Source organism: Marinomonas hwangdonensis (assembly GCF_003721245.1).
Classification (GTDB): Bacteria; Pseudomonadota; Gammaproteobacteria; order Pseudomonadales; family Marinomonadaceae; genus Marinomonas; species Marinomonas hwangdonensis.
In genome coordinates, this window is sequence record NZ_RIZG01000004.1 from 275,132 (window position 1) to 301,270 (window position 26,139).

Consider the following 26,139-nt stretch of genomic DNA (forward strand, 5'->3'; position numbering starts at 1 on the left):
GGGTATTGGTGTGATTTTGGCAAAAATGCCAATAATAGCGACACAAGTTAAAGGGTGACTATTATTAAGATTGTGACATTGGCGGCTCTGATCGAATATCGTTTTAGGTTTGATCTTGTTTATTTCTGTGTATCGATTTGTTTTTTGGCAATACTGCCAGCGCAAGCATCTAGTCAGGAAACACTCAATATTCTCAATTGGGACGATTATATTGCCTCGTCTGTGATAGAGGAATGGCAGGAAAAAACAGGCGCTAAGGTTCATATTATTACTTATGATGATGAAGAAATTCGTGATGTTTTGTTGGCAGACGGTTCTCAGCATCAGGTGGATCTTGCTGTAGTAGATGCCAATTCAGCTAAAAAACTGACCAGTTTGGGGCATGTGGCTGAACTCGAAGGATGGGATACTCAAGCTGCACCTTCACTGATGAGAACTGACTGGATAGAGCAATGCGGAGATCGCAGTGTCCCATATTTATGGGGAACTTACGGAATAGCTTATCGTACGGACATGCTGAATGAGCCGGTTTCTTCTTGGTCTGACTTATTTTCGCAAAGGCAGGACATGTCGGGGCATATTGGCATGATAAGCGACTATTACTCTTTGTTGGCGCCAGCTTTGTTAACACTGCAACTGCAAGCAGACAGTAATGAAAGAAAGGATTTAGAAGCTGCGTTTGGATTGTTAAAAGAGCAAACAGACCAGGTTTTAACCTACGAATATGCGCCTTCTTTTTTACTTAATTCAAAGCGTAAAGCAGACCTTTATGCCGCAATTGTTTATAGTGGTGACCAGTACACTATGAACGAACTGGTGGGCGAGGACGTTTGGCAGTATGTTATTCCAAAGGAAGGAGCGCTCGTATGGCTAGACTGCTGGATAATCCCATCGCGCAGTCAGAAACGTGATTTGGCAATGTCCTTTCTAGCACATATTGGGCAACCGAATGTGGCAGCAATCAATTCTGAAGAGCTTGGTGTGGCGACAGTGGATGTGAACGCTTATCACTTACAAAGTCAGGCATTTCGAGAGGATCCATTGGTATATCTTTCTGAAACAGACTTTAATAGCCTGCTCCCATTTGCGCCTATGTCAGATTTGCAAATACGTCAGCGTATTCGTATTCAAGAAGCAATAAAGGTTATTCATGAGTCTAAATAGACGACTTATTTTATTACTGCTCCCGATTGTTATTTTTGGCTATGGCTTTGCGACGTTTTTTGTTTATCAATATCAAAAAATCAATATAGTCGAGCTTGAACAGGCCAAACTGGAGCAACGTATGTTGCAGCTTCAGGGCATTTTTAACAAAGAAGCAGCGATTGCTGATAACCTAGTAGGGCTGTTTCTGGAAGGCGGTTATTTGATGAGTTTTCTAGCAAGTGAGCCTTCAAGTTACCGCGATGCGACTCTCAGTCAAAGCTTACACAAGATGGCGAATCAGTTTTTGACTAATCCTTCGAGCCGGGTCGCCTTTGCTCTCTACAATGGTGTTGGGCAACCGCTGTTTTATTATGAACGCAGTACTGATCCTTTTGCGACGATTAGTCCATCACATCAGAGCTTGTCACTCGAGATGATAAACAATCGATCAATATCGGAACGGCAGCTCATCACAGAGGAGTCTGGTAGTCGTTTTATTAGTGGTCGATTGCTTGATAGGGTGGCTTTTTTGCCCTTTAAAGGTAGAGACATTCGCGCTAGTGTGCAGTTGTCTTTTTCGGTCCAGCTGGATCAGTTTTCCGCTATGCTAAGCCACCTTGAAGAGTCCTACATGACCACAGCTCAGTGGTCTAACATACTCAATAGCGAGAAAGGGCTGTCTCATTCGATAGAAGTTTTCCCAGGTTACTTCCTTACATTACAACCTGATGAGACCATTATAAATTCACCCATGCTGGCGTTTTTGATCCGCTTAATGGCAACCGCTGTCGCATTAGGTAGTGTGACCTATGGGTTGCTTTTATTACTGATGTCTCGTTTTATTACGTCGCCGATCACGAAACTGGACAAAGAATTGACGGAGGTGATGTTTTATCAAAAAGACAATATTTCTCCGACGTTTAGTAAAAGCGAAGTCGGACAACTCAGTAAGAAATTCTATGACTTGTTTGGTCAGTTGCAAGCTAATCTAAAACATACCCATCAAATGGCGGTAACCGATACGCTAACCTCCTTGCCCAATCGAATTCGCTTTTATGAATATGCTAAGCATATTTTAATGAAAGCCGAGCAAAACAATGATTTTGTTTCTATGGTCTATATCGACCTTGATAATTTTAAATTCGTTAATGATACCTATGGGCATGAAGCTGGGGACGAATTACTCTGCTCTTTGGCGACAGATTTAAATGGATTGGTTTCCTTTATTCAGCAGAATAATGGCAGTTGCATGGCATCACGTCTGTCTGGCGACGAGTTCGCAATTGTCTTGCAACATCATAATGCCGAAGAGGTGGACGTGTTGGCGCAATCGGTGGTCGAACTGTTTTCTTCTGGTTATCAGTCTGATAACTACCATTTTCCTGTTTCCGCTAGTATGGGTATCGCTTCTTATCCGGGAGATGGCCCGACATTGAATGAACTAATAGCCAGTGCGGATATGGCTATGTATCACGCGAAACGCTCAGGAAAAAATCGTTTTGAGCATTACTCTGTTAGTATTGCAGCAGAAGCGCGACGAATGAAGAGTATAGAAAACCACCTTAAAGTCGTTGATTGCGATAATGAATTTGCGCTTGTTTACATGCCTTACACAGGAGTGGATGATCAGGTTAAAGGGTTTGAAGTTCTGATACGTTGGCATTCTCCCGAATTGGGTAATGTGGACCCAGAAGAATTTATTCCTATTGCGGAGCAAACAGGCACATACGCTAAAATAGACAAATGGGTATTTGAAACAGCGTTCAAAAAGCTGCCTGAGATACGTGCTATTTTTGGCGAAGATTGTACCTTATCCGTCAATATTTCCGCCGCAGAGTTAGGGCACAGAATGGCGTTAGAGCATCTGGTTGCGTTGAAAAAACACTATGGTATTGCGGATGGGAGCGTTGAGATTGAACTGACGGAAACCTTTGCCTATGCAGAAAGTGATGCGGTGTTTGACGTGTTGCATGGTCTTCAAGAGGCCGGCTTCAGTATTGTGATTGATGACTTTGGAGCAGGTTACACGCCACTGCTACACATGATCGACTATCCCGTCAGTAAAGTAAAACTTGATAAAGTATTAACAACACGCATGACGGGTCCTGAATACTCTAAGTTACTTAAGCCATTGATCGAGTTGTGTCATTTACAAGGCATTGTTGTGACGGCAGAAGGTGTTGAAAACCAAGCACAACAGCAATTCTTAAAAGAAGCGGGTTGCGATTACTTTCAAGGGTATTGGCTGTCCAAACCCATACCCTTTGAAGCGTTAGATGCTTGGTTTGCTCGATATCAAACCCTGACTTTTTATCAAGATTTGAATTGAAGAGCTAAAATCTGTTTCAGTTAACGGCTGATTTTATGAGCCGTTTAACGTCACTTTTAGCAGCTTGCCTGAATCTGTGCCAATGTAGAGAACGCCCGTATCGTCTTGGGCAATAGAGCGTAGGCGCTCATTCAAGTCTTCGAGGTAGCGCGTTTCCGTGTATTCACCATCTTGGTTTATGCTCACACGGTTTAAATGTCTTAGAGCCAATGCAGGTGAAATAAAGTCGCCATTCCAGTCAGATGCATTACTAGACTTATAACGCAACAGGCTGCCTGGTGCGATGGACGGTGTGAACACGACCTCAGGATTATCAATGCCCTCTTTCTCTGCGCCGTCACCTATGCTGGGTCCCCAGTATTCTTTACCGTATGAAACAATAGGCCACCCGTAATTGCCACCGGCGCGAATAAGGTTGATTTCATCACCACCACGTGGGCCATGTTCGTTAGACCAAAGTGTGTCGGTTTTTGCATCATAGTAAATGCCCTGTGGATTGCGGTGGCCATAGCTCCATATTTCGTTTCGACTGTTGGCGTCAGAAACAAAAGGGTTGTCTGAAGGGACGCTGCCATCTAGGCGTAAACGAATAATACTGCCCGCATGATTGGACAGATCTTGTGCGAGATCGCGTTCGCCTCTGTCACCGATAGAAAAGAAAACATGGCCTTTGTTATCAAACGTGATACGGCTGCCGTAATGTTTCGTGCCTGAAACAACGGCATTGGTCACCAATACATCTTGCCAATCAGATAAGTGGTTATTATCCAGTTTGGCTCTGCCGAGCGCCGTGGTTGAGCCTTCACTGGTTGGTTTCGCATAGGTGAAATACAGCCAGTTTTGAGTATTAGCGATAGGGGGGATTGCCACATCAAGCAAACCACCTTGCCCACGGTTATCTACATTAGGTAAGCCTGTTAAACGGGTTGTCATGCGCGTTGCGAGATTCACCCGATATGCCGCGCCATTTTTTATCGCTACTATGGCGGTTTGGTTGTCTAGCAAGACTAACCCCCAAGGGATACCATTGAATTGGGCAATGGTTTCTACCTGCAAAGGTGTCTTTTTTTCTGAATCAGTAATGTGATTTGAGGCATGAGCAGGCAGTACAAGAGTGCTGGCTAATAACACGATCCAAGTTTTCATCGGATTACCCCATTATTTTTGCTTATGATAAAAAGAGTATATAGCAAAAAAAGCGCGGTTTACGACAAAATTGGCTGCCTCCTTCGCTACTTGTTCATTTCTTACCCAGTTGTAATGGTTAGTAAAGAATGGGTCAAAAAATGGCCTGAGTGTTATCCGTAATAGCGTTCATTATCGGCGATGTGTCGAGTGACCACTGCATTCGCAGCGATAATGGCGTTATCGCCGATTTTAATGCCAGGGAGGATTTTGGCTCCGCCGCCAATCCAGACTTTGTTGCCTATGGCAATAGGGCGTGCAAAGCACTCGCCAGAGGCTCGTAACCCAGCCTCTCTTGGGTGATCAACCGTATAAAGATGCACACCGGGTCCGATGAGTACATCGTCACCAATTTGGATTTTGGCGCTGTCGAGGAAAACACACTGGAAATTAATATAAACCCGTTCGCCAAGATGAATTTGCGATCCATAGTCACATTGAAAGCCGGGTTCAACTACCACGCTGCCAAACTCGGCAAACAAACGGGTGACATGACGAAGGTTGCCCTTGCTTGGGTGTGCATTGAATTTAGCACAAGCAAGGCGAGCTGCTTCCCTGCGTAGGCGAAGATCTAGGTCGATCGCATTAAATGTTTCACCGTTGATCATCTTTTCAAATTCTGTTGTTTCGGTCATCTTTTGTTCTTCTGGTGAAAAATAAAAAACGCGACCTAGGTCGCGTTTTTAACGTACTTGCTTCTATTTTAAAGCATAGACGCTAGCGTCACTTCCAACTTACGCTGATCCGCTGCGAAGTTACGAATGCCTTCAGACAGTTTCTCTGTTGCCATTGCGTCTTCGTTCATTGCCCAACGGAATGCCGCTTCTGTGATTGCTGATGGAGCAGGTTTCACATCCGTAGTTGGCACCAATTTACGCTCAAGTTTGCCTTCGTCTTTTTTCAGCTCTTCAAGTAGGTTAGGGCTGATGGTCAAACGGTCACAACCAGCAAGTTGCTCGATTTCGCCGATGTTACGGAAGCTCGCGCCCATCACAACGGTTTTGTAGCCGTGTTGCTTGTAGTAATTGTAGATTTCAGTAACCGATACTACACCTGGATCTGTTTCTGCAGTGTATTCTTGGCCAGTCGACTTTTTGTACCAATCAAGGATACGACCAACGAATGGAGAGATCAGGTAAACGCCAGCTTCAGCACAGGCTTGCGCTTGCGCGAAAGAGAAAAGCAATGTCAGGTTACAGTTGATGCCTTCTTTTTCTAGCTCTTCTGCGGCTTTAATGCCTTCCCAAGTAGATGCGGCTTTGATCAGAACGCGGTCACGAGACACGCCAGCTTCTTCATAAAGGGCGATCAATTTACGAGCTTTCGCTAGTGTCGCTTCTTTATCGAAAGACAAACGCGCATCCACTTCAGTTGAAATACGGCCTGGAACATATTTTAGGATTTCAGTACCAATGATCACTGCAAGCTTGTCGCCAGCGTCTAGGATTTGCTGGTCTTTATCGTTGCTTTGCGTTTTTGCCCAAGCAACCGCTTGATCAAGGAAAGGGGCATATTCAGGAATTTGTGCCGCTTTAAGCATCAAAGATGGGTTGGTTGTCGCATCTTGTGGTAAAAAATCTTTGATTGCCGTGATATCACCGGTGTCGGCCACAATGGTCGTAAACTCTTTTAATTGAGATAACTTGTTGCTCATTGCTCTTATCCTTTGTGTTGATGATGTTTGACCAAATCAATGGCGTCTAATAATACATTTATCTGTGCGTCGGCTTTATGACCGTTTTCAGAAAGGTAACGACGGAACTGTTTACCGCCGGGTTCGCCCTGAAAGATACCCAGAATATGTCGGGTTAGGTGCATTAAGCGTTCGCCTTCTTGCAGCTTGCGTTCAACATAAGGAACGAAAGCTTCTAGCGCCTCGTAGCGATCATGAACCAACGGCTGACCGCCAAACAATGCATTGTCGACTTGGCTCAATATCCAAGGGTTATGATAAGCCTCACGGCCAACCATCACGCCATCGACATGCGCTAATTGTTCTTGGCATTCTTCTAGTGTTTTTATGCCACCGTTTATAATGATTTCAAGGTCTGGGAAATCTTTCTTCAACTGATGCACATAATGGTATTTTAGTGGTGGTATTTCACGATTTTCCTTCGGGCTTAAGCCCGCCAGAATCGCATTACGAGCGTGGACAATAAAGGTCTTCACGCCAGTTGTCGCAATATCACCAACAAAATCTCGTACCACACTGTACTCTTCTTGGTCGTCTAAACCAATGCGATGCTTAATGGTCACAGGAATAGTGCAGTTGTCTTGCATGGCACGCATGGCATCCTTCACCTTATTAGGGTGAGCCATCAAACACGCACCGATCAAACTGTTTTGAACTCTATCGCTCGGGCAGCCGACATTAAGATTAACCTCATCAAAGCCCGCTTGCTCCGCTATTTTTGCGCATTTACCCAACGCAATCGCATCAGACCCACCTAATTGAAGAGCAATAGGGTGTTCGCAACCATCGTATCGTAAGAATCTTTCAGGATGATGACCTTGCAACAAGGCACCCGTCGTCACCATCTCGGTATACAGCAGCGTATTTTTTGTTAATGTTCTCGCAAACACACGGTAATCGCTCGTGGTCCACTCCATCATGGGTGCAATAGAAAATCGGCGATCAAGCTTAGTGCTTGAATTTACTGGGGTTACCCCATTATCTAATGGCATTGTGTACGTATCGAATAAGTTCAAAAAAGCATCGCAACATAGGGGAGTGACTCCCTGCGACATATGCGCAATATTATGTCATAAAATTACAAGATATCTAAGAGACAAGAGGGTCTAGTTTTCGAGTTATTAAAACAATCCCTAAATAATCGGTTATTTGTTGGGTGAATGTATCAATTAGGAGGAATGCAAAACTTATCGGTGAAGTAAGGCTAAATGAGTATAAGTGTAAAGCGGTTTGCTGGTTTAATGATTTTGTCCCCACAACAACCATGGGTAAGAATCCCCATGGTTGTTTGTATCAATTGAGTGGTGTGCTTTCTTATTTTTGAGCTGTGCCTAAGCCGACGTTGTTCTTCATGAGAACTTGCTCTGCACGATAGCTAGAACGAACAAGCGCTCCAGAAACAACTTCAAGGAAGCCTCTATCAAGACCCCATTGGCGATATTTGTCAAACTCGTCAGGGGTGACGTATCGAATAACAGGAAGGTGATGTTCTGTTGGCTGTAGATATTGACCGAACGTCAAAATATCACAATTTACAGCGCGTAAATCATCCATCGCTTCTATGATTTCTTCTTCTGTTTCACCTAGGCCTAACATGATACTGGTTTTGGTCAGTACGTCAGGTTTGTATTCTTTCGCGTGTTTTAATACAGCGAGGGTTTGTTCGTAAGTGGCACGTGGGTCCCTAACTGGGTGAGTCAGTCTTTTTACTGTTTCCACGTTTTGAGCAAAAACGGATATACCACTGTCAACTACGGTTTCTATGCTCTTTAGATCCCCTTGGAAATCGGGTGTGAGCGCTTCTACTGACACATCGGCATTTTCTGCTTTGACTCGTTTTACAACTTCTGCGTAATGGCCGGCACCACCGTCGTCTAAATCGTCACGGTTTACTGAGGTCAATACTAGGTACTTAAGCCCCATCAGTTTAACCGATTCGGCTGTGTTCTTGGCTTCGTTTTCATCGAGCCAGCCTTTTGGGTTGCCTGTGTTGACCGCGCAAAAACGGCAAGCACGGGTACAGGTATCGCCCATCAGCATGATGGTCGCTGTGCCTGAATTCCAGCACTCACTGATGTTTGGGCACATGGCTTCTTCACATACTGTGCTGAGTTTGTGCTCGTGTACGATCTTTTTCGTCGTGTTGTACACACCACCATCTTTCATTTTGATGCGAAGCCAAGAAGGCTTTTTCAAGCGCTCTTGAGCTTCTTTGCTTGTCGCTTTAATGCCGTTTTTAATGGCGGTAATGCCTTTATCGTTAACAAATTTATTGCCATTCTTGATTGGATCAGAATGGATTTGAACAATCGGTATACTGTTAGAGTCATTCATAGGAGTCGCTTACTTTTCAATCTAAAGGGAGACTGCTGAGAAAATTCTTGTTCCGTAACACTTTAAACGTCACGGATACGATAAAAATTTCCTAGTGATCTATACGTCAAGAATACCGTTATTTATAAGCTTGAACAATGTTCCGACGAATTAAACTACATAAAGCCCCCTTGTCTGTATTGGTTGCGGTGCCCTGATAGAGTCTAGATATCATGCTGCCTTTCTTTGTCATCAAGAATCGGCATTTAATATCCAGCAAATATGAAAGCCAATAAGGCGGGGTTTTATCCTGACGTCACGCCTCTATAGTATAGGTAAGGTATTAATCAATATTCACCACAAAAAGTGACTAAGCCTATACGAAAAAAAGGCTTCGCAGGATCAAGGATATTTTTTCTCAACTTTTATAAGGAGAGGCGTTATGAATAAAACATTAATTATTGGTGCAAGTGGTCAGATTGGACAAATGGTCACCACCGCCTTGGCCGAAACGGATCAGCCTGTTAGGGCTTTAGTACGAGATAAAACGAAACTTGAGCCTATTGCAGGCAGTCAATTGGAAATCATGGAAGCAGATTTAGAAGGAGACTTCAGTGCCGCTTTTGACGGTATGAGTAATGTTATTTTTTGTGCAGGTTCTGGCGGTACAACTGGGGCCGACAAGACGCTACTAATCGATCTGTGGGCGGCCAAAAAAGCGGTCGATTACGCCAAAAAACAGTCGGTTAAAAAGTTTGTCATGGTCAGTAGTATGGGGGTGGATGACCCAGATGCGATAGGAGGTGACATCAAACCCTATCTGGTGGCAAAACACATGGCAGACCAGTATTTAATGGAATCTGGGGTCCCTTACACGTTAGTTCGTCCTGGGCCATTAACGAATGACGAAGGGCAAGGCAAAATTACCATAAAGCGCCCCGCTCATGTTGATGAAATGTCGATTTCTCGTGAGGATGTGGCTAAATCCTTGTTGTTTATTCTCACAAAAGAGGGGTTGGACAGTAAGATTTTTGAACTTTTCAATGGTACTTATGAAGTGGAAAACGTGTTGGTTTAATGCTCTAAAAACACGTATTTAATGTATCAGATAAGAAAAAAAACCGATTACGATAATATCGTTGTCGGTTTTTTTTTGTCTATTATTTGATCTTGATAAAGTTTCTATAGGGAGTTGTTTTTTAAGTGGTTTATCGCTGTACCCCAGTATTTTTAGTTACAACTGTACGGACTTTTTGTTTTGTTTTTCTCTATCCGTCGAGTCAGTTTATGAAAATGCCAAGCTGGAAGGGCATCGGGTCCGTTTTAAATAATGTGTAAATATTTAGTCTTGTAAACAATAACTTTTGTCTCTATGCTAAATAAGCATCAAGTCGTTACTCAGCAACGACTTGCGCAATGTGTTTAACAACAGAGAATCACTATGGGTACGAAACTCGAAGTTAAAAACCTATACAAAATTTTTGGAGAACATCCCAAGAAAGCATTAAAAATGCTGGAACAAGGCATTGATAAAGACGAAATATTTAAGAAAACTGGACAAACTGTCGGTGTAAAAGATGCCAGTTTGGCTATAGAGGAAGGCGAAATATTTGTTGTAATGGGCCTTTCTGGTTCCGGTAAATCGACACTTGTTCGACTGTTAAACCGTCTAATAGAGCCCACACAAGGACAAGTGCTAATTGACGGACATGACATTACTAAAATTGATGACAAATCTCTACGGGATGTTCGTCGAAGTAAAATTAGCATGGTGTTTCAGTCATTCGCTCTAATGCCGCATATGAATGTTCTTGACAACGCAGCCTTTGGCTTAGAGTTGTCTGGTGTAGGCGTTCAAGAGCGCCAAGAAAAAGCACGTAGTTCGCTAGCTCAGGTTGGCCTAGAGTCTCACGCTTACAGTTACCCTGACGAATTATCAGGTGGTATGCAACAACGAGTTGGCTTGGCCAGAGCATTAACCAATGACCCTGATATTTTGTTAATGGATGAGGCTTTTTCTGCGCTTGATCCACTCATACGAACTGAAATGCAGGATGAATTAGTTCGATTGCAGTCTGAGCACCAACGTACCGTGGTGTTTATTTCTCATGATTTAGATGAAGCCATGCGTATCGGCGATCGAATTGCCATCATGCAAGGTGGTGAAGTGGTTCAAGTAGGCACTCCAGATGATATTTTACATAATCCTGCCAACGATTATGTACGCTCTTTTTTCAAAGGAGTTGATGTCAGTAATGTGTTTAGTGCAAAGGATATTGCTTCGAAATCAAAACTCACGCTTATTAAGAAAGATTCCAGCGAAGGTTTACGCAGTGGTTTGCAATTACTGAATGAGCATGAACGAGACTATGGGTATGTGATCGATAAAAGCAACCGCTTTATCGGGGTGGTATCGGCCAGCTCATTACATGATGTGATTAAAAACAAACAAACGCTTGCTGAAGCTATTATCGAAGACGTTCAGGCTATCTCAGCAGACACTTCCATCAGAGATATTATTTCGATAGTTGCTCAAGCACCGTGTGCTGTACCAGTTATTGATGAACAACAAAAATACGTTGGTGTTGTGAGTAAAGCGCGGTTATTGGAAACATTGGATAGGGAGACTTCAGCATGAGTACAGTTTCAAATCCTTGGGCAACAACCTCTGAAGAAGCAAACGCAAACGAGTCTACGGCAAGTAATCCTTGGGGCGGTACAAGTGACACACAAAGTTCTGATGCTGCAGCCATGTCAGCGAGCAGTACACCTGCAGAGGCAACAGAGTTTAGCCTATTGCAACCTTTCCAAGAGGTCTGGATTCCACTTGATAATTGGATTGAAACAGGTGTGGGTTGGGTTGTAACAAATTTTCGGCCTTTCTTTACAGCAATTAAAGCGCCAGTTGATGCAACATTAACAGCGGTCGACAGCGCGTTTAATGCAGCCCCTCCATTGTTGGTAATTGCTCTGTTCGGTCTGATCGCTTGGCAGTTATCGGGGCGACGTTTAGCAGTAGGTTCGGTGTTAGGACTGGTTGTACTCGGGGCGATTGGGGCTTGGCAAGAGTCGATGACGACCTTGGCTCTCGTTTTAACGTCAGTACTGTTTTGTATTGGACTTGGTATACCTACAGGCATTGCAATGGCACGTAGCGATCGAGCCGCAAAAGTGATTCGTCCCATTTTAGATATCATGCAAACCACTCCCGCTTTCGTATATCTGGTTCCGATCGTTATGTTGTTTGGTATCGGTAATGTTCCTGGTGTCATTGTAACGATTATTTTTGCTGTGGCACCTGTAATTCGCCTTACAAATCTAGGTATTCGTCAAGTACCAAGTGACTTAATAGAAGCGGCAAACTCGTTTGGTGCTGATAAAAAGCAAATGCTGTTTAAAGTCCAGTTACCGCTAGCTATGCCCACTATTATGGCGGGCGTTAACCAAACGCTCATGCTTGGATTGTCTATGGTGGTGATTGCTTCGATGATTTCGGTAGGTGGTCTTGGTTTGATGGTATTACGAGGAATTGGTCGCCTTGATATTGGTCTCGCTACTATTGGTGGCATTGGTATTGTTATTCTTGCGGTTATTTTGGATCGTATGACACAGTCGCTCGGACAAGATGCTCGTCAGCGCGGTACACGCCATTGGTACGAAACTGGACCAGTAGGACTGTTACTAGCGTTAAAAAAATCAAAATCATAAAACTATGATAATGAATACAAAAAACTCATTCAAAGGAGATGTTCCAATGAAAAAAGTAATTGCACTAACGTCACTCGCTGCACTATTTAGTGGTGCTGCTCTAGCAGATGGCCACTTACCAGGCCATGGAATATCAGTTACAGCAGTTCAAAGTCCTATTGCGGAGGAAACATTTCAAACCGTAGTTGTGAATAAAGCGCTAGAGAAACTGGGTTATGACGTTCAGCCAATTAAAGAAGTGGATTACAGTGCAGGTTACACATCAGTAGCTAACGGTGATGCTCAGTATTTGGCAGTGAACTGGTTTCCACTGCATAACTCTATGTACGCAAATGCGGGTGGTGACGATAAGTTTTACCGAGGTGGTTTTTACATAGAGGGCGCGGCTCAAGGCTATTTAATCGACAAAAAAACAGCCGATAAGCACGGTATTACCAATATTAATGACTTTAAAAAACCTGAAATTGCCGCATTGTTTGATACGAATGGCGATGGAAAAGCAGACTTAACGGGTTGTCAGGCTGGTTGGGGTTGTGAAGGTGTGATTGAGCATCAGTTAGATGCGTTCGGCCTTCGTGATAAAATCACTCATAATCAAGGTCAATATGCTGCGATTATTTCCGATACCATCGCTCGCTTCAATGAAGGTGAATCCGTTTTTTATTATACATGGACACCATACTGGGTATCAGGAAAACTGGTACCAGGGCGTGATGTTGTGTGGCTGGAAGTGCCTTATTCTTCTAACCCTAATAACACGGATACAGTATTACCAAACGGTAAGAATTACGGTTTTGATATTAACAGTGAACGAATTGTTGCTAACAAAGCATTTGCAGAAGCCAATCCTGCTGCTGCAAAATTGTTTGAAGTAATGAAGTTACCTATTAATGCCGTCAGTGCGCAGAACATGCTTATTTCTAATGGTGAAGATTCACAGCGTGAGATCGCAATTCATGCAGATAACTGGATCAGCGCTAATCAAGCAACGTTTGATGGTTGGATATCAACCGCGAAAAAAGCCGCTAAGTAAGTACGTTGTTTGGCATTGATTCAAACTTGGTTTGATTAGATGCTGAGCCAATGTGACTTCTGGTTTAAAACGATGCTGTATTCATACAGCATCGTTTTTTTGGTTTATTCCCAAGTCGCGTCTTTTTCTGATAGAACAAATCCGATATCGCGTCCATCTGAACACATTTGTAAAACCGACTTGGGTGAACCATCTGGGTGAAAGGTGACTAAACTGACGCCAGCCGCATTCAGAAGCCTTTCACCTCGGCTTGCTGTTTCTGGTTTATGAGGAATGACCTTCATGCTTCGACGTCGAGTAAACCAGTTTAGAGGAGATCTAGGTGAGTATAGCCATCTATTTGATCGGTCAAAAGTGTCTAGTAAGCGTCTAGGAAACTCATTCTTAATGCCGCTACTGGTGATTTGCCAGAGATCTGGGCCTCGCCTGTTTCCGCGTAGCTGTATGTCGTAAACAAATGAGTAATGAACATCACCTGAAAGAATCACAAAATGTTGTGGTGTTTTTTGGTGACGAAACATACTCATTAATGTGTGAGCAGAACCGCGATGGGCCATCCAGTTTTCTGCATCCACCATGAGAGGCTTACCAAACCAGGTAAAGAGGCGTTGAATCGCTTCAATGATTTTTACGCCAAATATTGGCGCGGGTGACACTAAAATAACCGCATCCAATCCTTTCAGTTGTTGCTGCAGATCGGTTAATGACTCCCAATCCATTAAGCCTGACGGTTTTTCTAGGTTCTTTTCTGACCTCCAGCGTTGCGTTCTTGTATCTAAAACGACAAGCGGTGGTGTGGTTGGCCAAGTGTAATGCCATTCTGAAAAACGCAATAGAGTGCATAAAAACTCATCATGTTCACTGCTACCAGGCGCGTTTAGTGCAGATTGGGCACCATCAAGTATCAGGCTTGAAAACTTTTCTGGACCGTTACCCCATCCTTGACAAATAAAATATCCGAGCAATGCGTTACCAATAATGCGAGCAGAAAAAGGGTGATTGTAAGCGGTTTGTTCCCAATCTGCAGTCAGGTTCCAATCATCAGTAATGTCATGATCATCAAATATCATTGCAACTGGAAGGTGGGCCATCGCACGACGGACTTTGGGTAAGCCTTTGATAAAATGGTCTAAAATGCGCTGTTGTTTTAAAAAGTCAGTTTCCTGATGCTGGGTTAACCCTTTTGGCATCGCCCATCCTTTTTGATTGAGTAAGATGTCCCATCCTTTTGGTGACCAAACAAGCGCATACATAGCCAATACTTCAGCTAAGGAAATAAGATGATTATGTGCTGAATCAGACGTAAAAACCGGCTTGCGTACACCACCAAACACTTTTGCCAACATACCTCGATTAACCTCATTATTAGGCAAGAGGTTTTCTCTGGCATAATAATAGGATGGTTCGTTGTGAAGCTCGCGGGTGCTAGTAATTTCTACACAAGGTAGCTTTTCATCGGGTAAGCCAAGGCTTGGGATCAACTGATGAATAGCCCATAACATTGGTGCAGCAACGTCGTCAGTATAGATTTGGTCTCCGCTCATCATTAATAAGCTTGGCCAGTCTTTTGTTGGTGAATTGGCAAGCAATTCGTCAACTCGAAGCAAGCCATCTGAACTTGGATGATGCGGTTTACGGCAAGAGCCATGTATCAAATGCGTAATATTGGGCTGTAGCACAAAAAATGGCATTGAGTGCCCTGGGTAAACCAGATCTTCTGACCAATGACGCCAATCTAAATCATTGATACGTAAATCGTAGTGAATAACTTGCTCTGTAGGCAAGCATTCATCAAGTGGGATGTCCAAAAGCTGAATGTATAAATGATCGCCGGCTTTTAACTCTGTTTGAAAAGCGGTCATTTTTTCATGCGAAATATCTACTCGGCCACCATCTTCTTGCTCTAAATGCAAAGATAAAGAAATAGACTCCGTTGTCATTAACCAAAATGTGAGCCGTTTGGTGGTCATTCTTCTTAATATGGGGCCTGCTAGTACCTGCATCCTGTTCCTCTTTACCCTTATTAAAAAATTAAGCGGGTGTGATTGTTAAAAAGTAATGGGTAAGGGCGGTATTACCAAAGGGGTATTCAGTAACCGATAAGTTATTATTACCATTAAACAGGAGAAGAGTGTAGTGAGTCATTCGAATAGAGGGAAGAGTACAAAAAGGCTGACATTCCTCCAGCCTTTTTGTCTGTCTTATTGAGCAACTTAGGATTGAGTGTTGGTTTGATCTGGTGATTGGATGCGTCTATATATCTCTTCTCTGTGTACGCTGATTTCTTTCGGTGCTTTGATTCCAATACGAGCCTGATTTCCTTGGATTGATAACACCGTTATTTCCATATTATCGCCAATATGAATGCTTTCGCCCGAGCGGCGTGTAATGACTAACATATCCCTGTCCTTTGGTTGTTTCCAGAAAGTTAAAGATACAGTTTACGTTGTTATTTTGTCAAATATGCTGTTATGAAGGGCGTTTTTTGGTCAATATTTTTCAAAATGGCTTTCTCGGGAAGATGGATACTTTATAAAGACAGCTTGTATCTTGCTTTGATTAAGCCGTTGCTATGACTTGTTCCGAATGAAAAAGGGCTTTTGCTTCTCTGACAACACCAATAATTGAGAAGTTATCATCAACCTCAATAGGGCGATAATTCGTGTTGAGGGGTTTTAGGTAGGTGCAACCGGCGTCTATCACTAGCATTTTAAAGGTGGGCTCTTGCATCTCGTGGAGCCTTGCTAAAACTAAATGGCCATTTTTAGCCATAAGTCCAGGGTCAACCAAAATCAGATAGCCTTCAGGTACACTCATACCAGACGCTGATGTCATGCTGTCTCCAGTCACATTAAACCAAAAAGAATCGTTTAGCGAATGGATGGGGGCTTCTAACCAGTCAGAATGCGACGGTGGCAAAGAATCTCGGCCTTGCCATGCTATTGCTTGTTGAGGGTTCAGAATAGGACGGTAGCAAATGGTTTCAGAATGACGCTTGTAGTCATAAATAGAAAACGACTCTTTTAACTCGACAGTTTTACCAAATTGCAGCCACTCAGGATCACACTGCAAGCTTCTAGCAAGATTAATCAGTTTTCGAGGATTTTGTGTGCGACCGTCTTCTATTTTTTGCAAGGACTGTTGCGTTATCCCGACAAGATTCGCTAACTCAGATTGAGTTAGTCCCAAGGCCATTCTCTTTTCTTTAACTCGGTCTGCAATGCTCATGGGGCAGGATGATTACAACTTTGTTTGTAATTAACAAACAGTAAAAGCTGTAATAATTTACAGTAAAAGTTGTCTGGTAGGCTGGCTATTGACCGCTGTATTTTTGTTTATGGCGGGTTAAAAAGTTATTCACGATAAAGCTATTTAGTGGCGAGGTTGGAGGGTGTTTTGCTGTACAATCCGTCGCGATTTTTTGGTTCTCTTTTTTGTAGTTAATAAACCTAGTAAGTGAGCGCATGGCAACGAAAGCAACAGTGTATAAAGCGTCGGTTCAAGTGTCTGATATGGACCGACATCATTACCAAAGTTATGAATTAATCTTGGCTTTGCATCCCTCTGAAACGGAAGAGCGCATGATGGTGCGTTTGGCGGCGTTTGCGTTATTGGCTGATGAGAAAGAGGGTGGTGAACAATTAAGTTTCACCAAAGGCATTAGCACTGAAGACGAGCCAGACCTTTGGCAGAAGAACTATTCTGATGAGATTTTGCTTTGGGTCGAATTGGGCCAGCCAGACGAGAAACGTTTGCGCAAGGCGTGCGGCCGAGCTCAACAAGTGATCGTCGTAAATTACAACGACAAGTCTGATATTTGGTGGGAGCAAAACAAAGGCAAAAACAGCCGCTTTGAGAACCTGCGTGTGTTGCGTTTCCCTGAGGCGCAAGTGGAAGCCTTAGCGAAGATTTGCACTCGATCTATGCAATTGAATGTGACGATTCAAGATGGCGATATGTGGATTTCGGGTGAACTAGGTGAATGTGCGATGACACCAATATGGCGAGGCGAGCAATAAGCTCGCCTCGTTTCTTGTTGTTGAGTGTGAGTGTTGTGTGATCAAGCTTTATGCAAAGTATGTTGAAATAACGCCACGGCTTTGTTGTAGCATTCTAAGGCAAGGGCAGGGTCGTAACGATCGCCCTCGTCACGCATAAACGCATGTTGGCCGTTGAATTCATGCCAAGTGAATAGGCGGTCCGTATCGATCAATTGTTGGTAAATCTTCTGACGACCTTCAGTGGAAACGTGCGGGTCTTGTTTGCCCCACACCATGACTAGTTCCCCTTGAATCTCCTTGGTGCGCGTGAAAGAGTCATTGCCTTCGTTGCAAGGAATGGTGTTTGAATGAATGTCTGTCGCGTACAAACAAAAAGACGCCTGAATGCGTGGATGAAGCGCTGCACGGTAAGCCAAATGGCCGCCCAAGCAAACGCCCATGGAGCCAAATTGTCCTGTGCAGTAAGCTTGTTGTTCGAAGTGCGTTAGCATGGCCACCGTATCGCTATCATGAGCTTCTAGCGTTTTGGTAAATTTGTCTGCGTTGCCTTTGTCCTTGCCTTCATCGTCATAGCCTAACACTGTGCCGATGGGGTTAAGTTCGTGAAACACTTCTGGAACAATCACCACAAAGCCATGACCCGCCATAATGGCAGCGGAACGCGCAATGGGCGCGGTTTGTTGGAAAATCTCGGAATAGAAGAAAATACATGGAAAGCGGCCGTCTGCTTTAGGGCGATAAACGGTACAGCGCATCGTGCCTGTTGGCGTGTTAATATCTTCGTCGTGGCGTTGAATAATCATGGTTTTCCTCAAAGAATGTGTTACTGGCTTACATGATATTCGACCCAACCCTGATGAGCCAGCCGCAAACGCAAAATTAAACAGATGAGTGGAAAAAGTACGGTGCGAATTTTATTGATAAGTGCTTATGAAGCCAGCAGCCATAAAGCATGGGCACATACCTTAATGAAGGGGCTGAGTCAGCACGATTGGGAGTATTTGTCTTTGCCCGCTCGACACTTTGCATGGCGGATTCGCGGTAATGCCATGAGCATAGCGTTTGATCCAAAATTTAAGTCCATTTTAGAAAAGTCCTACGATTTGGTCATTGCCACATCGATGACGGATTGCGTTGGCTTAAAGGCGTTTTGCCCTGATTTGCAGGATATTCCTTGGATACTGTATTTCCATGAAAACCAATTTGCTTACCCAGCCAGCGATAAGCAACAAGGCTTAATAGAAATGCAGATGGTGACCTTATACAGTGCTTTGGCGGCGAATTGGTGTGTGTTCAACAGCCAGTTTAATAAAGCGTCTTTTTTTGCCGGTGCTCGGGCCTTGTTGAAGAAGCTGCCTGATTATGTTTCACCAGATTGGCTTAATCACACCGAAGATAAAGCGCAGGTTTTGCCTGTGCCTCTGGATATTACGCATTGTGCTGAATTGAAAGGGGCCACGGGACGCTCTGATCGTGTCCGCTTGGTATGGTCGGCACGTTGGGAGTTTGACAAAGGGCCAGACCGGTTACTGGCGATTTTAGAAGAATTAGAGCGTCGCCAAATAGACTATGATATTGCCATTCTTGGTGAGCAGTTTCGTTCTATTCCAAAAGAATTTGATCTCATCCAAGCCAAGTTCGCCCACCGAATAAGGCAATTTGGTTACGCGCCGAGTCGAGCGGATTACCTAGATTTTCTGGCGTCGTCTGACATTGTGTTGTCTACCGCCTTGCACGAATTTCAAGGGCTTGCGGTATTGGAAGCGGTTGCGCTTGGTTGTGTGCCGGTATTGCCGGATAGGCAGGTTTATCCAGAATTGTTTGGTAAGCAATACCTTTATGAAAGCCATTTAGAGGACGTAAAACAGGAAGCAAGACAGGCCGTGAGCTTGATTGAGCAACTGACCAATCAGGCTGTCAAGGCGCCCCTTGTAGATCAGTTTCGTGCTGACAATCTTTTGAAACATTATGCTGATTTGATAGAGAAGTCGGGCTTGTAAAAGCTTTGTAATGTATAGACAACTCTAGTTCGTTTTTTCTTTGTAAGAATTTCACTCATCAAGTTCAAAACACCTATTTAAAAAAGGGCGTCATTTTTGGCGCATTAACCTTTATTTCGCCTCTATTTTGTGCGATTCTCGAGCCGTTGATGGTCAAAAACAAAAATAATTTTATTTAATCACAATATTGTAACGCTCTATCACTCCATTCTTATATGTATATACAGGTTGGTATGTATATTGCTTTTCATCTTGTGATTAATAACCTTCTTACAGGGAACCTTCGTATGAATGCAACAGACCCAAATTCAGTGAGCTTGTCTCCACTGTCTCTTCTTAAACTTGTGGCTTTTAGCTGCATTGGTATTTTTGTCTTTTTTATTCAAATTGAAATAGGTGGGAAATCCACTATTCCATTAGATCATATTGTGTCTTGGTTGCGCAGTGACCATGCTCAAATGACGGAAATCTACGCTCTTTTAGTGGTGTTGGCTGGCGGTGCTTATCCCTTCATATCGGGTAGCTGGCGCGCCAGTAACACCCAAACTGTGTTGTCTATTTTTAAAGTCTTGGGTGTGGTAACGGCTGCGATGGCATTTTTCTCTGTTGGGCCTGCTTTTTTATTCGAAAAAGACATGCTGCCGTTTTTGTTTAGCAAGCTGGTTGTTCCTGTTGGGCTGATTGTGCCGATTGGTGCGGTATTTTTGGCGTTTTTGATAGGTTACGGTTTGCTTGAGTTTGCTGGCGTGCTGTTGCAGCCAATTATGAAACCCTTGTTTAAAACGCCGGGTAAGTCTGCGATTGATGCGGTGGCGTCTTTTGTGGGCAGTTATTCTATTGGTTTGTTGATTACCAACCGAGTTTATAAATCTGGTCAATATTCGGCAAAAGAAGCCGCGATTATTGCGACTGGCTTTTCCACGGTGTCAGCCACCTTTATGGTGATTGTGGCGAAAACATTGGGTTTGATGGAGGTTTGGAATATTTTCTTCTGGGCAACCTTATTGATAACTTTTGTGGTCACCGCCATCACGGTGAGATTGTTCCCGCTGAGCAAGATGGATGACGCTGCGGAAAGTCGAGAAGTTGAACAATTCCAGCACTCTCGTTTTAAACAAGCGGCTTTAGAAGGCCTGGAAGTAGCGAACAATGCCGCTCCCATCGCTCGTAACATTCTACAAAACATCAAAGAAGGCATGTTAATGGCAATGAGTATTTTGCCTTCTATTATGTCTGTTGGGTTGTGTGGCTTGTTATTGGCAAAATACACACCAGTATTTGAATGGATTGGTTACTTGTTTTACCCATTCGCGTGGATCGCACAATTGCCCGATCCAATGATGGTGGCCACGGCGTCGGCGACAGGTTTGGCAGAAATGTTTTTGCCTGCGTTGATTGCAGCGAAAAGCGTATTTGTCGTTAAGTTTGTGGTTGGTGTAGTGTCTATCTCATCGATACTTTTCTTCTCCGCATCGATCCCTTGTATTTTGTCGACCGAGATTCCGCTAAGCATTAAGCAAATGCTGATTATTTGGTATCAGCGAGTAGCGTTGACCATTTTGATCGCCTCACCAGTGGCGTTTTGGGCGGAGCAGTTTGTTTGATGCAAGTCACTTTCTTGATTTTTGACATAATAACGCGTGTCAGAGGCTAAGCAATGGCATTGGTAGAGTCCCCCTTAGCTTGATAACCAATACGGCATTCCTAGTGATTTTAAGAAGGCTTCCGCGTTAGATTCTTGTAAAAGAGCTAATGTGGAGGCTGTTCCCGCATTCAGACAGCTAGGTGCGGCAACGGTGACACTTCTTGGGGCATTCTGGATAGCCCACCCTGTGATGGGGTTCAAAATATGGGAATAGCGAACGCCATTTTTTACTAGAAAACGTTTGCTATCACCTGAGGTGGCCAGTGCTCCAGATGATAGTGCAATAATGTGTTTGGCTTTTTTGTGGTCGTTAATGGACTCTATGCCGACCTTCCAGCTGTCACCATTTAATCTTTTTCCGCTGCAGATAAGATCACCACCACAGTTAATGAGAATGGCGGCTGGTATATTTGATAAGAAATGACGACAGACGCTCAGCATTTTATCGACGGCATATTCTTTTCCTATACCACCGAAATCAAGCTCCATGCCCAGAGGGAGTATAAGTTGGCTTGGGCTGTGCTCACTCCAACCGAGCTTTGTCCAGCCAACTTTCGATAATAATGCATCTATTGTTGTTTGTTCTGGAAAGTTACCACTACCGTCAAAGCGCCATGCTTTTCTTAAGATGCCAGACGTTATGTCAAACATGCCCTGTGACAATCGATAAGCATGATTGGCAAATATCATTAATTGAGAGGTTTCATCGTCTAGGGTTTGGCGAATATTAGGGGTTGTGTGAATCGCTGTGAACGTGTTGTTTTCTTGATAACGGCTGTATTTATGCTCAATGCGCCAAGCTTCTGCAATAGCATTTTTTGCTGCTATTTTTGTTATCTCTGATTGTTCACACTCGATTAGAATAGAGCACTGACTCGCCATGCATTCGAAATGTATATGATAGGCACTTTCATCATCTTGCCATAAGCTTGGGTTTGGATGGTTATTGGGATTAGAAGATGGGCTTAGCACTAATTCTTCAATAAATTTCATAATACCCCTGCAGATGAAAACCCTCTACCGCATGGGGCAGAGGGTAAGTGACGTTAAAACTTATAGCCAACGACTAACATAGCGGCATCTAGACTTGGATATAGTTCCTGAGCTGCTAGTTTTCCATAGCCGTTATCGCCTGAGCTCTCTTGGTGATAAAGTGAGAAACGAGTATAGAACTCTGTTTCATCAGCAAATTGATAGCCATATTTTAAACCAATGGTATATGTATCAAGGTCGCCTAAGCGATAATCAGCACTGGCAAAATCATGACTGGCATAATCACTAGAATTTAAATATCTGTTGTAGAAATCTGCCTTAGTTTGAGTATACCAGCGTAACTGGGGTTCTAAGTACTGGTTATCAAAACGAAACCGGTATTTAGCGTCGATAGTATGAGACTTGACACCCCAATCATCAAACATATAGCGATAACTTAGATCAAGTATATCGTCGTTATCCAATTGGTATTTTGTTTGCCAATAAATACTCTGTTTTAAACGTGAATCTGGGCGTTTCTCATATAAATATAGATTACGTCCGCCATTTTGGGCGTTACCACCATAATTGGCTCCAGCGCCATCATCTATTACTGAAACAATTTTGTATGGGTCTGTTAGGTAGCCTGAACTTGTACTTAATGCATAATTAAACTGCATAATAGTCTTACGATTAATAATCTGAGTGACCCCGAACACGGCATCCATAAGACTTTTATTTTCTGAGGCGGCACGTTGGGTAAATTCATTGTCAGCACTACTAAGTGGTACTTGTATTAAGCCTGTTGGTACGCCACCTTCAGGGTTAATCGTATCACTGGATGCATTTAAACCTAATTTTAGCGTTGTGTTTTTTTGATTTAAATAGCGTGACAAACTGCCATTGACGCCCAAAGATTGGTAATCGTGTTCTTTTGACAGGTAACCACCAACACCATATGCCCAGTCGCGGTTGATTGGGGCTGACCAGTTTGTAGACAATGCCACTCGCGTGTCTCTAAAGGTGTTGTCTAAGGGTTGTTCACCAGATGCTGCTTCGTAAGTGCCATTTCCTGATGGGCTTGTGAATGTTTGAACCTGATCACTGGGTGTAGCGCCATTTGGCGAGGCGCCCGTTAATGTATCGGCCGCAATTTTAAAATTGAGTTTCGTTTCCTCATCGTAGTTTCTAGTGGCACTGATGACAGGTTCAGCCGCAGAGACGCGCCCGTCACTTTCAGAGTAAAGCAAAAAAGCAGAGTCAACATCCCATTTATCCGCCGCGTTAACGCCTGAAGAAACACTACCGATGAGTGCGAAGCTTGCAGCAGTTAATAACGTAGCCAAATTTTGGTTTTTTTGAGTTTTTTTAGTTACAGCCACAACCGCCACCTCCAAATCCTTGTCCGCCACTGCTGGCTTCTTTACTAAAATAAATATGATCGTCTAAGCTGCTTTCGATGGGGCTACTAATTAGATTCATTTCTTGTTGAGCTAAGATATCTCTTTCCCAAGGCTTAACCCCAAGATCACTACAACCTGTGAGGATTATTGGCAGGCTAAGTAAGCCAATAACACTGATTATTTTTTTCATAGGTTATTCTCCTTTTTCGGCCAATAATTCGGCGATTGTGGTTTCATACTCATCTGTATCATTTATATGAAAGCCAACATGGGTGGCTCTTAATTTTCCATGGCGATCAATTAAAAAGCTTGTTGGCATACCAATAACGCCAAAGTCCTCGGGTAATTGCGCCTCTGTATCAAATAACACGGTAAAACCAGGTTTGAATTTTTTTAAAAAATCTAGCGCTTGTTCCTTTTCTTGATCTAAATTTATCGCGATCACTTTAAGGCCTTGTGTTTTGTATTTTTCTTGCATGCTCGTCATCCAAGGAAACGACTCACGGCAAGGTCCACACCAAGAAGCCCAAAAATCTACAAGTACAACTTGTCCCTTCTGCATCTCTAGTGAAATTTTCTGGTTTGTTTGATATTCAGGGAGCATCACTGTTTGGTGTGGTGCGGCTTTCGCTTTATCAGCCGGTATCAACGCACTAGCCCACAATGCTTCTGATAAAAAAAGACAGCTAGCTAAAGTGGCTAGCAAAATATGTTTGAGGTGTTTGCTCATAGTGTACTTCCAAGTAAAAAGATCTATTAGCAATAGTACTGTGTGATTCTTAAGGGAAAATTAAGGCATAAAGAGACATGACATAAGAATTGCTTAAGGTTGTGAACCTATAGTGAGTGAATCTACGCACATTAAGGAATTTACAGTGATGATATCTTGCATGACTTTGAGACAAATAAAATGGCTTATTACTTCTTTATTAGCCGTATTCTTGTCTGCTACTTCATTTGCTGGCAGCGATTTTTTGAAGCCTTCGGAGGCCTTTCAGCTTACGGTTGACAACGCAAAGCAAGAAATTCATTGGGCTATTGCTGATGGGTATTATTTATACGAATCACGGGTAAACGTAGCGCTGGCAGATGATAAAACCACACTCATCCCCTTTCATTTTTTAACCGAATCTGAAGAAAAAGACGATCCTAACTTTGGGTTGGTTTCTGTCTTTCACGACCAGGTGTCGATTGCGATTGATGCGAATAATCAAATATTGGGTGATCTGAAAGTAACGTATCAGGGGTGTGCGGCTGCAGGCTTGTGTTATCCGCCTCAAACGAAAATTGTTTCTTTTAACTTTAATGCTTATAAGGCTGGTGAGTCTGATCAATTAATTGTGCCCACACAAACTAAATCTAATGATGATTCTTTGTCAGTTACACCTAAAGTATCTAGTGAAGGGGAAGAAGGGAAGTTGGTTAAGTTGTTGCTAGATGGAGATCGTTTTTGGGTGTTGATCACTTTTTTTGTCTTAGGGTTGGGTCTGACGTTTACCCCTTGTGTGTTGCCGATGATACCGATATTAGCAGGTATTATCGCGGGACAGGCTGGAAATATCACCGCTAAAAAAGGCTTTTTCTTATCCCTTTCGTATGTTTTGGGTATGTCCTTTTCTTACAGTATGGCGGGAGTCCTAGTTGGAATTTTTGGTGCACAGCTTAATCTTCAAGCTTTGTTTCAGGCTCCAGGTGTATTAATCAGTTTTAGTGTGTTGTTTGTTCTTTTGTCTTTGTCGATGTTTGGCTTTTATGAATTACAGTTGCCGATGTTTTTACGAGATAGGTTGGATAAGTTAAGTCAAAAAAGTGTCGGTGGACCTTATCTTGGTGTTGGCATTATGGGAGCCATTTCTGCTTTAATTGTTTCGCCTTGCGTATCTGCTCCTTTAGCGGGCGCCCTAATTTATATCAGTACAACAGGAGATGCTGTTCTAGGTGGCAGTGTACTGTTTGTAATGAGTTTAGGGATGGGAGTTCCATTATTGTTAGTTGGCTTAGGAGGGGGGAAATACCTTCCAAAAGCGGGCATGTGGATGATGCAGGTGAAGGCGGCATTTGGGGTGATTTTATTAGGTGTTGCTATTGCTTTGGTGTCCCGTATCGTTTCTGAAACAGTCAGTGTGTATTTGTGGGCTTTGCTTTGTCTTGTTTATGCGGTGCATCTCGCTCCTTTTCAATCGGCTAATAATGGTTGGGGAAAAACCCGACAAGGTTTTGCATTAATTTTATTTATCTATGGTGCTGCACTATTCACTTCTGGATTGGCTGGAAAGCCGAGTTTAGACACACCGTTAGGCTATTTTTCTTCTGTATCTCATGGTGCGAGCTTATCTGAAAAAAGTCCTCTATTTAATCGTATGCAAGATGTTGTTGTTCTTGAGAATGCCATGCGGGAGGCTAAGGTAAATGGGAAAGGCGTTGTTTTAGACATGTATGCCGACTGGTGTACTGCTTGCCTAGAAATGGAAAAAGATGTCTTTAGTCATGGTGAATTAAAAGCCTATTCAAATACTATTTCGTTTCTTCAGCTGGATCTGACTGAAAACACGCCTTCTCAGCAAGCATTTTTATCAAAATATGGCGTATTTGGGCCACCAACTCTGTTATTCTTTTCTTCTAATGGTGATTTGATCAATGTTCGCCAAGGGGAAATGGATTTAGCACAATTTAACAGCGTGCTGCAATCAACCTTGGCAAACTTATGAAGG

23 protein-coding genes are annotated in these 26,139 nt (G+C 43.2%); 10 read left to right on the forward strand and 13 right to left on the reverse strand.

Annotated elements, in window-relative coordinates; genetic code table 11:
• The first annotated feature begins 54 nt into the window (after positions 1–54).
• Positions 55–1,164 (forward strand): ABC transporter substrate-binding protein, encoded by a 1,110-nt coding sequence (locus EBI00_RS09170; RefSeq protein WP_123095630.1) that lies wholly within the window; start codon positions 55–57, stop codon positions 1,162–1,164.
• Positions 1,151–3,475, forward strand: coding sequence for a putative bifunctional diguanylate cyclase/phosphodiesterase (locus tag EBI00_RS09175; RefSeq protein WP_123095631.1), 2,325 nt, complete (start codon positions 1,151–1,153; stop codon positions 3,473–3,475). The genes EBI00_RS09170 and EBI00_RS09175 overlap by 14 nt, the downstream gene beginning before the upstream one ends.
• A 33-nt stretch (positions 3,476–3,508) precedes the next feature.
• Here the strand turns inward: EBI00_RS09175 and EBI00_RS09180 are convergent, their stop codons facing one another.
• From EBI00_RS09180 to lipA, 5 genes are all read right to left on the reverse strand, one after another.
• The gene (locus tag EBI00_RS09180) at positions 3,509–4,621 is read right to left on the reverse strand and encodes a PQQ-dependent sugar dehydrogenase (protein ID WP_123095632.1); all 1,113 of its coding nucleotides are present in this window, start codon (positions 4,619–4,621) and stop codon (positions 3,509–3,511) included.
• Between the two features lie 152 nt (positions 4,622–4,773).
• A complete protein-coding gene (locus tag EBI00_RS09185; protein ID WP_123095633.1) occupies positions 4,774–5,295 on the reverse strand; it encodes a sugar O-acetyltransferase in 522 nt (173 codons plus the stop codon).
• 68 nt (positions 5,296–5,363) lie between these two features.
• Positions 5,364–6,314 (reverse strand): transaldolase, encoded by a 951-nt coding sequence (gene tal, locus EBI00_RS09190; protein ID WP_123095634.1) that lies wholly within the window; start codon positions 6,312–6,314, stop codon positions 5,364–5,366.
• 5 nt (positions 6,315–6,319) lie between these two features.
• Positions 6,320–7,345 (reverse strand): tRNA dihydrouridine(20/20a) synthase DusA, encoded by a 1,026-nt coding sequence (gene dusA / locus EBI00_RS09195; protein ID WP_123095635.1) that lies wholly within the window; start codon positions 7,343–7,345, stop codon positions 6,320–6,322.
• Positions 7,346–7,667: 322 nt separating this feature from the next.
• A complete protein-coding gene (gene lipA / locus EBI00_RS09200; protein ID WP_123095636.1) occupies positions 7,668–8,687 on the reverse strand; it encodes a lipoyl synthase in 1,020 nt (339 codons plus the stop codon).
• A 421-nt stretch (positions 8,688–9,108) separates the two neighbouring features.
• Here lipA and EBI00_RS09205 point away from each other — a divergent pair, with 421 nt between their 5' ends.
• The 4 genes from EBI00_RS09205 to proX all read left to right on the forward strand — a co-directional run bounded on the left by EBI00_RS09205 (position 9,109) and on the right by proX (position 13,407).
• Positions 9,109–9,744: an SDR family oxidoreductase gene (locus tag EBI00_RS09205; protein WP_123095637.1), complete on the forward strand. Its 636-nt coding sequence runs from the start codon at positions 9,109–9,111 to the stop codon at positions 9,742–9,744.
• 363 nt (positions 9,745–10,107) lie between these two features.
• Positions 10,108–11,304 carry a glycine betaine/L-proline ABC transporter ATP-binding protein ProV gene (gene proV, locus EBI00_RS09210; protein ID WP_123095638.1) on the forward strand — a complete coding sequence of 399 codons (1,197 nt, stop codon included), beginning with the start codon at positions 10,108–10,110 and terminating at the stop codon, positions 11,302–11,304.
• Positions 11,301–12,374, forward strand: a complete 1,074-nt coding sequence (gene proW / locus EBI00_RS09215) for a glycine betaine/L-proline ABC transporter permease ProW (protein WP_123095639.1) — start codon at positions 11,301–11,303, stop codon at positions 12,372–12,374. The genes proV and proW overlap by 4 nt, the downstream gene beginning before the upstream one ends.
• A gap of 46 nt (positions 12,375–12,420) precedes the next feature.
• Positions 12,421–13,407, forward strand: coding sequence for a glycine betaine/L-proline ABC transporter substrate-binding protein ProX (gene proX, locus EBI00_RS09220; RefSeq protein WP_123095640.1), 987 nt, complete (start codon positions 12,421–12,423; stop codon positions 13,405–13,407).
• 104 nt (positions 13,408–13,511) lie between these two features.
• Here proX and EBI00_RS09225 read toward each other — a convergent pair whose 3' ends face one another.
• The 3 genes from EBI00_RS09225 to EBI00_RS09235 all read right to left on the reverse strand — a co-directional run bounded on the left by EBI00_RS09225 (position 13,512) and on the right by EBI00_RS09235 (position 16,635).
• A complete protein-coding gene (locus EBI00_RS09225; RefSeq protein WP_123095641.1) occupies positions 13,512–15,410 on the reverse strand; it encodes a metallophosphoesterase family protein in 1,899 nt (632 codons plus the stop codon).
• A 210-nt stretch (positions 15,411–15,620) separates the two neighbouring features.
• Positions 15,621–15,806 (reverse strand): carbon storage regulator CsrA, encoded by a 186-nt coding sequence (csrA, locus tag EBI00_RS09230; protein WP_123095642.1) that lies wholly within the window; start codon positions 15,804–15,806, stop codon positions 15,621–15,623.
• A 160-nt stretch (positions 15,807–15,966) separates the two neighbouring features.
• Entirely contained in the window at positions 15,967–16,635 is a 669-nt protein-coding gene (locus EBI00_RS09235; protein WP_123095643.1) for a LexA family protein, read from the reverse strand.
• A gap of 236 nt (positions 16,636–16,871) precedes the next feature.
• On the opposite strand from EBI00_RS09235, the gene EBI00_RS09240 reads away from it, so the two are divergent.
• Positions 16,872–17,426: a YaeQ family protein gene (locus EBI00_RS09240; RefSeq protein WP_123095644.1), complete on the forward strand. Its 555-nt coding sequence runs from the start codon at positions 16,872–16,874 to the stop codon at positions 17,424–17,426.
• A gap of 41 nt (positions 17,427–17,467) precedes the next feature.
• On the opposite strand, the gene EBI00_RS09245 is transcribed toward EBI00_RS09240, so the two are convergent.
• A complete protein-coding gene (locus tag EBI00_RS09245) occupies positions 17,468–18,211 on the reverse strand; it encodes a dienelactone hydrolase family protein (protein ID WP_123095645.1) in 744 nt (247 codons plus the stop codon).
• 102 nt (positions 18,212–18,313) lie between these two features.
• Between EBI00_RS09245 and EBI00_RS09250 the strand changes: the two genes are divergently transcribed.
• Positions 18,314–19,408, forward strand: a complete 1,095-nt coding sequence (locus tag EBI00_RS09250; protein WP_123095646.1) for a tRNA-queuosine alpha-mannosyltransferase domain-containing protein — start codon at positions 18,314–18,316, stop codon at positions 19,406–19,408.
• A 287-nt stretch (positions 19,409–19,695) separates the two neighbouring features.
• Positions 19,696–21,012, forward strand: a complete 1,317-nt coding sequence (locus EBI00_RS09255; RefSeq protein ID WP_241556997.1) for a YjiH family protein — start codon at positions 19,696–19,698, stop codon at positions 21,010–21,012.
• Between the two features lie 74 nt (positions 21,013–21,086).
• On the opposite strand, the gene EBI00_RS09260 is transcribed toward EBI00_RS09255, so the two are convergent.
• The 4 genes from EBI00_RS09260 to EBI00_RS09275 are packed head-to-tail and all read right to left on the reverse strand — an operon-like array spanning position 21,087 to position 24,158.
• On the reverse strand, positions 21,087–22,046 hold the full coding sequence (locus EBI00_RS09260; RefSeq protein WP_123095648.1) for an FAD:protein FMN transferase: 960 nt from the start codon (positions 22,044–22,046) through the stop codon (positions 21,087–21,089).
• A gap of 53 nt (positions 22,047–22,099) precedes the next feature.
• Positions 22,100–23,437: a DUF3570 domain-containing protein gene (locus EBI00_RS09265; protein ID WP_241556998.1), complete on the reverse strand. Its 1,338-nt coding sequence runs from the start codon at positions 23,435–23,437 to the stop codon at positions 22,100–22,102.
• Entirely contained in the window at positions 23,394–23,618 is a 225-nt protein-coding gene (locus EBI00_RS09270; protein WP_123095649.1) for a DUF4266 domain-containing protein, read from the reverse strand. The genes EBI00_RS09265 and EBI00_RS09270 overlap by 44 nt, the downstream gene beginning before the upstream one ends.
• A gap of 3 nt (positions 23,619–23,621) precedes the next feature.
• Positions 23,622–24,158, reverse strand: coding sequence for a TlpA disulfide reductase family protein (locus EBI00_RS09275; protein WP_123095650.1), 537 nt, complete (start codon positions 24,156–24,158; stop codon positions 23,622–23,624).
• Positions 24,159–24,318: 160 nt separating this feature from the next.
• Between EBI00_RS09275 and dsbD the strand changes: the two genes are divergently transcribed.
• Positions 24,319–26,136, forward strand: a complete 1,818-nt coding sequence (dsbD, locus tag EBI00_RS09280; protein ID WP_241556999.1) for a protein-disulfide reductase DsbD — start codon at positions 24,319–24,321, stop codon at positions 26,134–26,136.
• Positions 26,137–26,139 lie beyond the last annotated feature (3 nt).

What these genes read in the sequence shown, in the direction of transcription:
- EBI00_RS09175 (WP_123095631.1), top strand. Translation starts at nt 1,151, where the DNA reads ATGAGTCTAAATAGACGACTTATTTTATTACTGCTCCCGATTGTTATT.
- EBI00_RS09180 (WP_123095632.1), bottom strand. Translation starts at nt 4,621, where the DNA reads ATGAAAACTTGGATCGTGTTATTAGCCAGCACTCTTGTACTGCCTGCT.
- EBI00_RS09185 (WP_123095633.1), bottom strand. Translation starts at nt 5,295, where the DNA reads ATGACCGAAACAACAGAATTTGAAAAGATGATCAACGGTGAAACATTT.
- tal (WP_123095634.1), bottom strand. Translation starts at nt 6,314, where the DNA reads ATGAGCAACAAGTTATCTCAATTAAAAGAGTTTACGACCATTGTGGCC.
- dusA (WP_123095635.1), bottom strand. Translation starts at nt 7,345, where the DNA reads ATGCCATTAGATAATGGGGTAACCCCAGTAAATTCAAGCACTAAGCTT.
- lipA (WP_123095636.1), bottom strand. Translation starts at nt 8,687, where the DNA reads ATGAATGACTCTAACAGTATACCGATTGTTCAAATCCATTCTGATCCA.
- EBI00_RS09205 (WP_123095637.1), top strand. Translation starts at nt 9,109, where the DNA reads ATGAATAAAACATTAATTATTGGTGCAAGTGGTCAGATTGGACAAATG.
- proV (WP_123095638.1), top strand. Translation starts at nt 10,108, where the DNA reads ATGGGTACGAAACTCGAAGTTAAAAACCTATACAAAATTTTTGGAGAA.
- proW (WP_123095639.1), top strand. Translation starts at nt 11,301, where the DNA reads ATGAGTACAGTTTCAAATCCTTGGGCAACAACCTCTGAAGAAGCAAAC.
- proX (WP_123095640.1), top strand. Translation starts at nt 12,421, where the DNA reads ATGAAAAAAGTAATTGCACTAACGTCACTCGCTGCACTATTTAGTGGT.
- EBI00_RS09225 (WP_123095641.1), bottom strand. Translation starts at nt 15,410, where the DNA reads ATGCAGGTACTAGCAGGCCCCATATTAAGAAGAATGACCACCAAACGG.
- csrA (WP_123095642.1), bottom strand. Translation starts at nt 15,806, where the DNA reads ATGTTAGTCATTACACGCCGCTCGGGCGAAAGCATTCATATTGGCGAT.
- EBI00_RS09235 (WP_123095643.1), bottom strand. Translation starts at nt 16,635, where the DNA reads ATGAGCATTGCAGACCGAGTTAAAGAAAAGAGAATGGCCTTGGGACTA.
- EBI00_RS09240 (WP_123095644.1), top strand. Translation starts at nt 16,872, where the DNA reads ATGGCAACGAAAGCAACAGTGTATAAAGCGTCGGTTCAAGTGTCTGAT.
- EBI00_RS09245 (WP_123095645.1), bottom strand. Translation starts at nt 18,211, where the DNA reads ATGATTATTCAACGCCACGACGAAGATATTAACACGCCAACAGGCACG.
- EBI00_RS09255 (WP_241556997.1), top strand. Translation starts at nt 19,696, where the DNA reads ATGAATGCAACAGACCCAAATTCAGTGAGCTTGTCTCCACTGTCTCTT.
- EBI00_RS09260 (WP_123095648.1), bottom strand. Translation starts at nt 22,046, where the DNA reads ATGAAATTTATTGAAGAATTAGTGCTAAGCCCATCTTCTAATCCCAAT.
- EBI00_RS09270 (WP_123095649.1), bottom strand. Translation starts at nt 23,618, where the DNA reads ATGAAAAAAATAATCAGTGTTATTGGCTTACTTAGCCTGCCAATAATC.
- EBI00_RS09275 (WP_123095650.1), bottom strand. Translation starts at nt 24,158, where the DNA reads ATGAGCAAACACCTCAAACATATTTTGCTAGCCACTTTAGCTAGCTGT.
- dsbD (WP_241556999.1), top strand. Translation starts at nt 24,319, where the DNA reads ATGACTTTGAGACAAATAAAATGGCTTATTACTTCTTTATTAGCCGTA.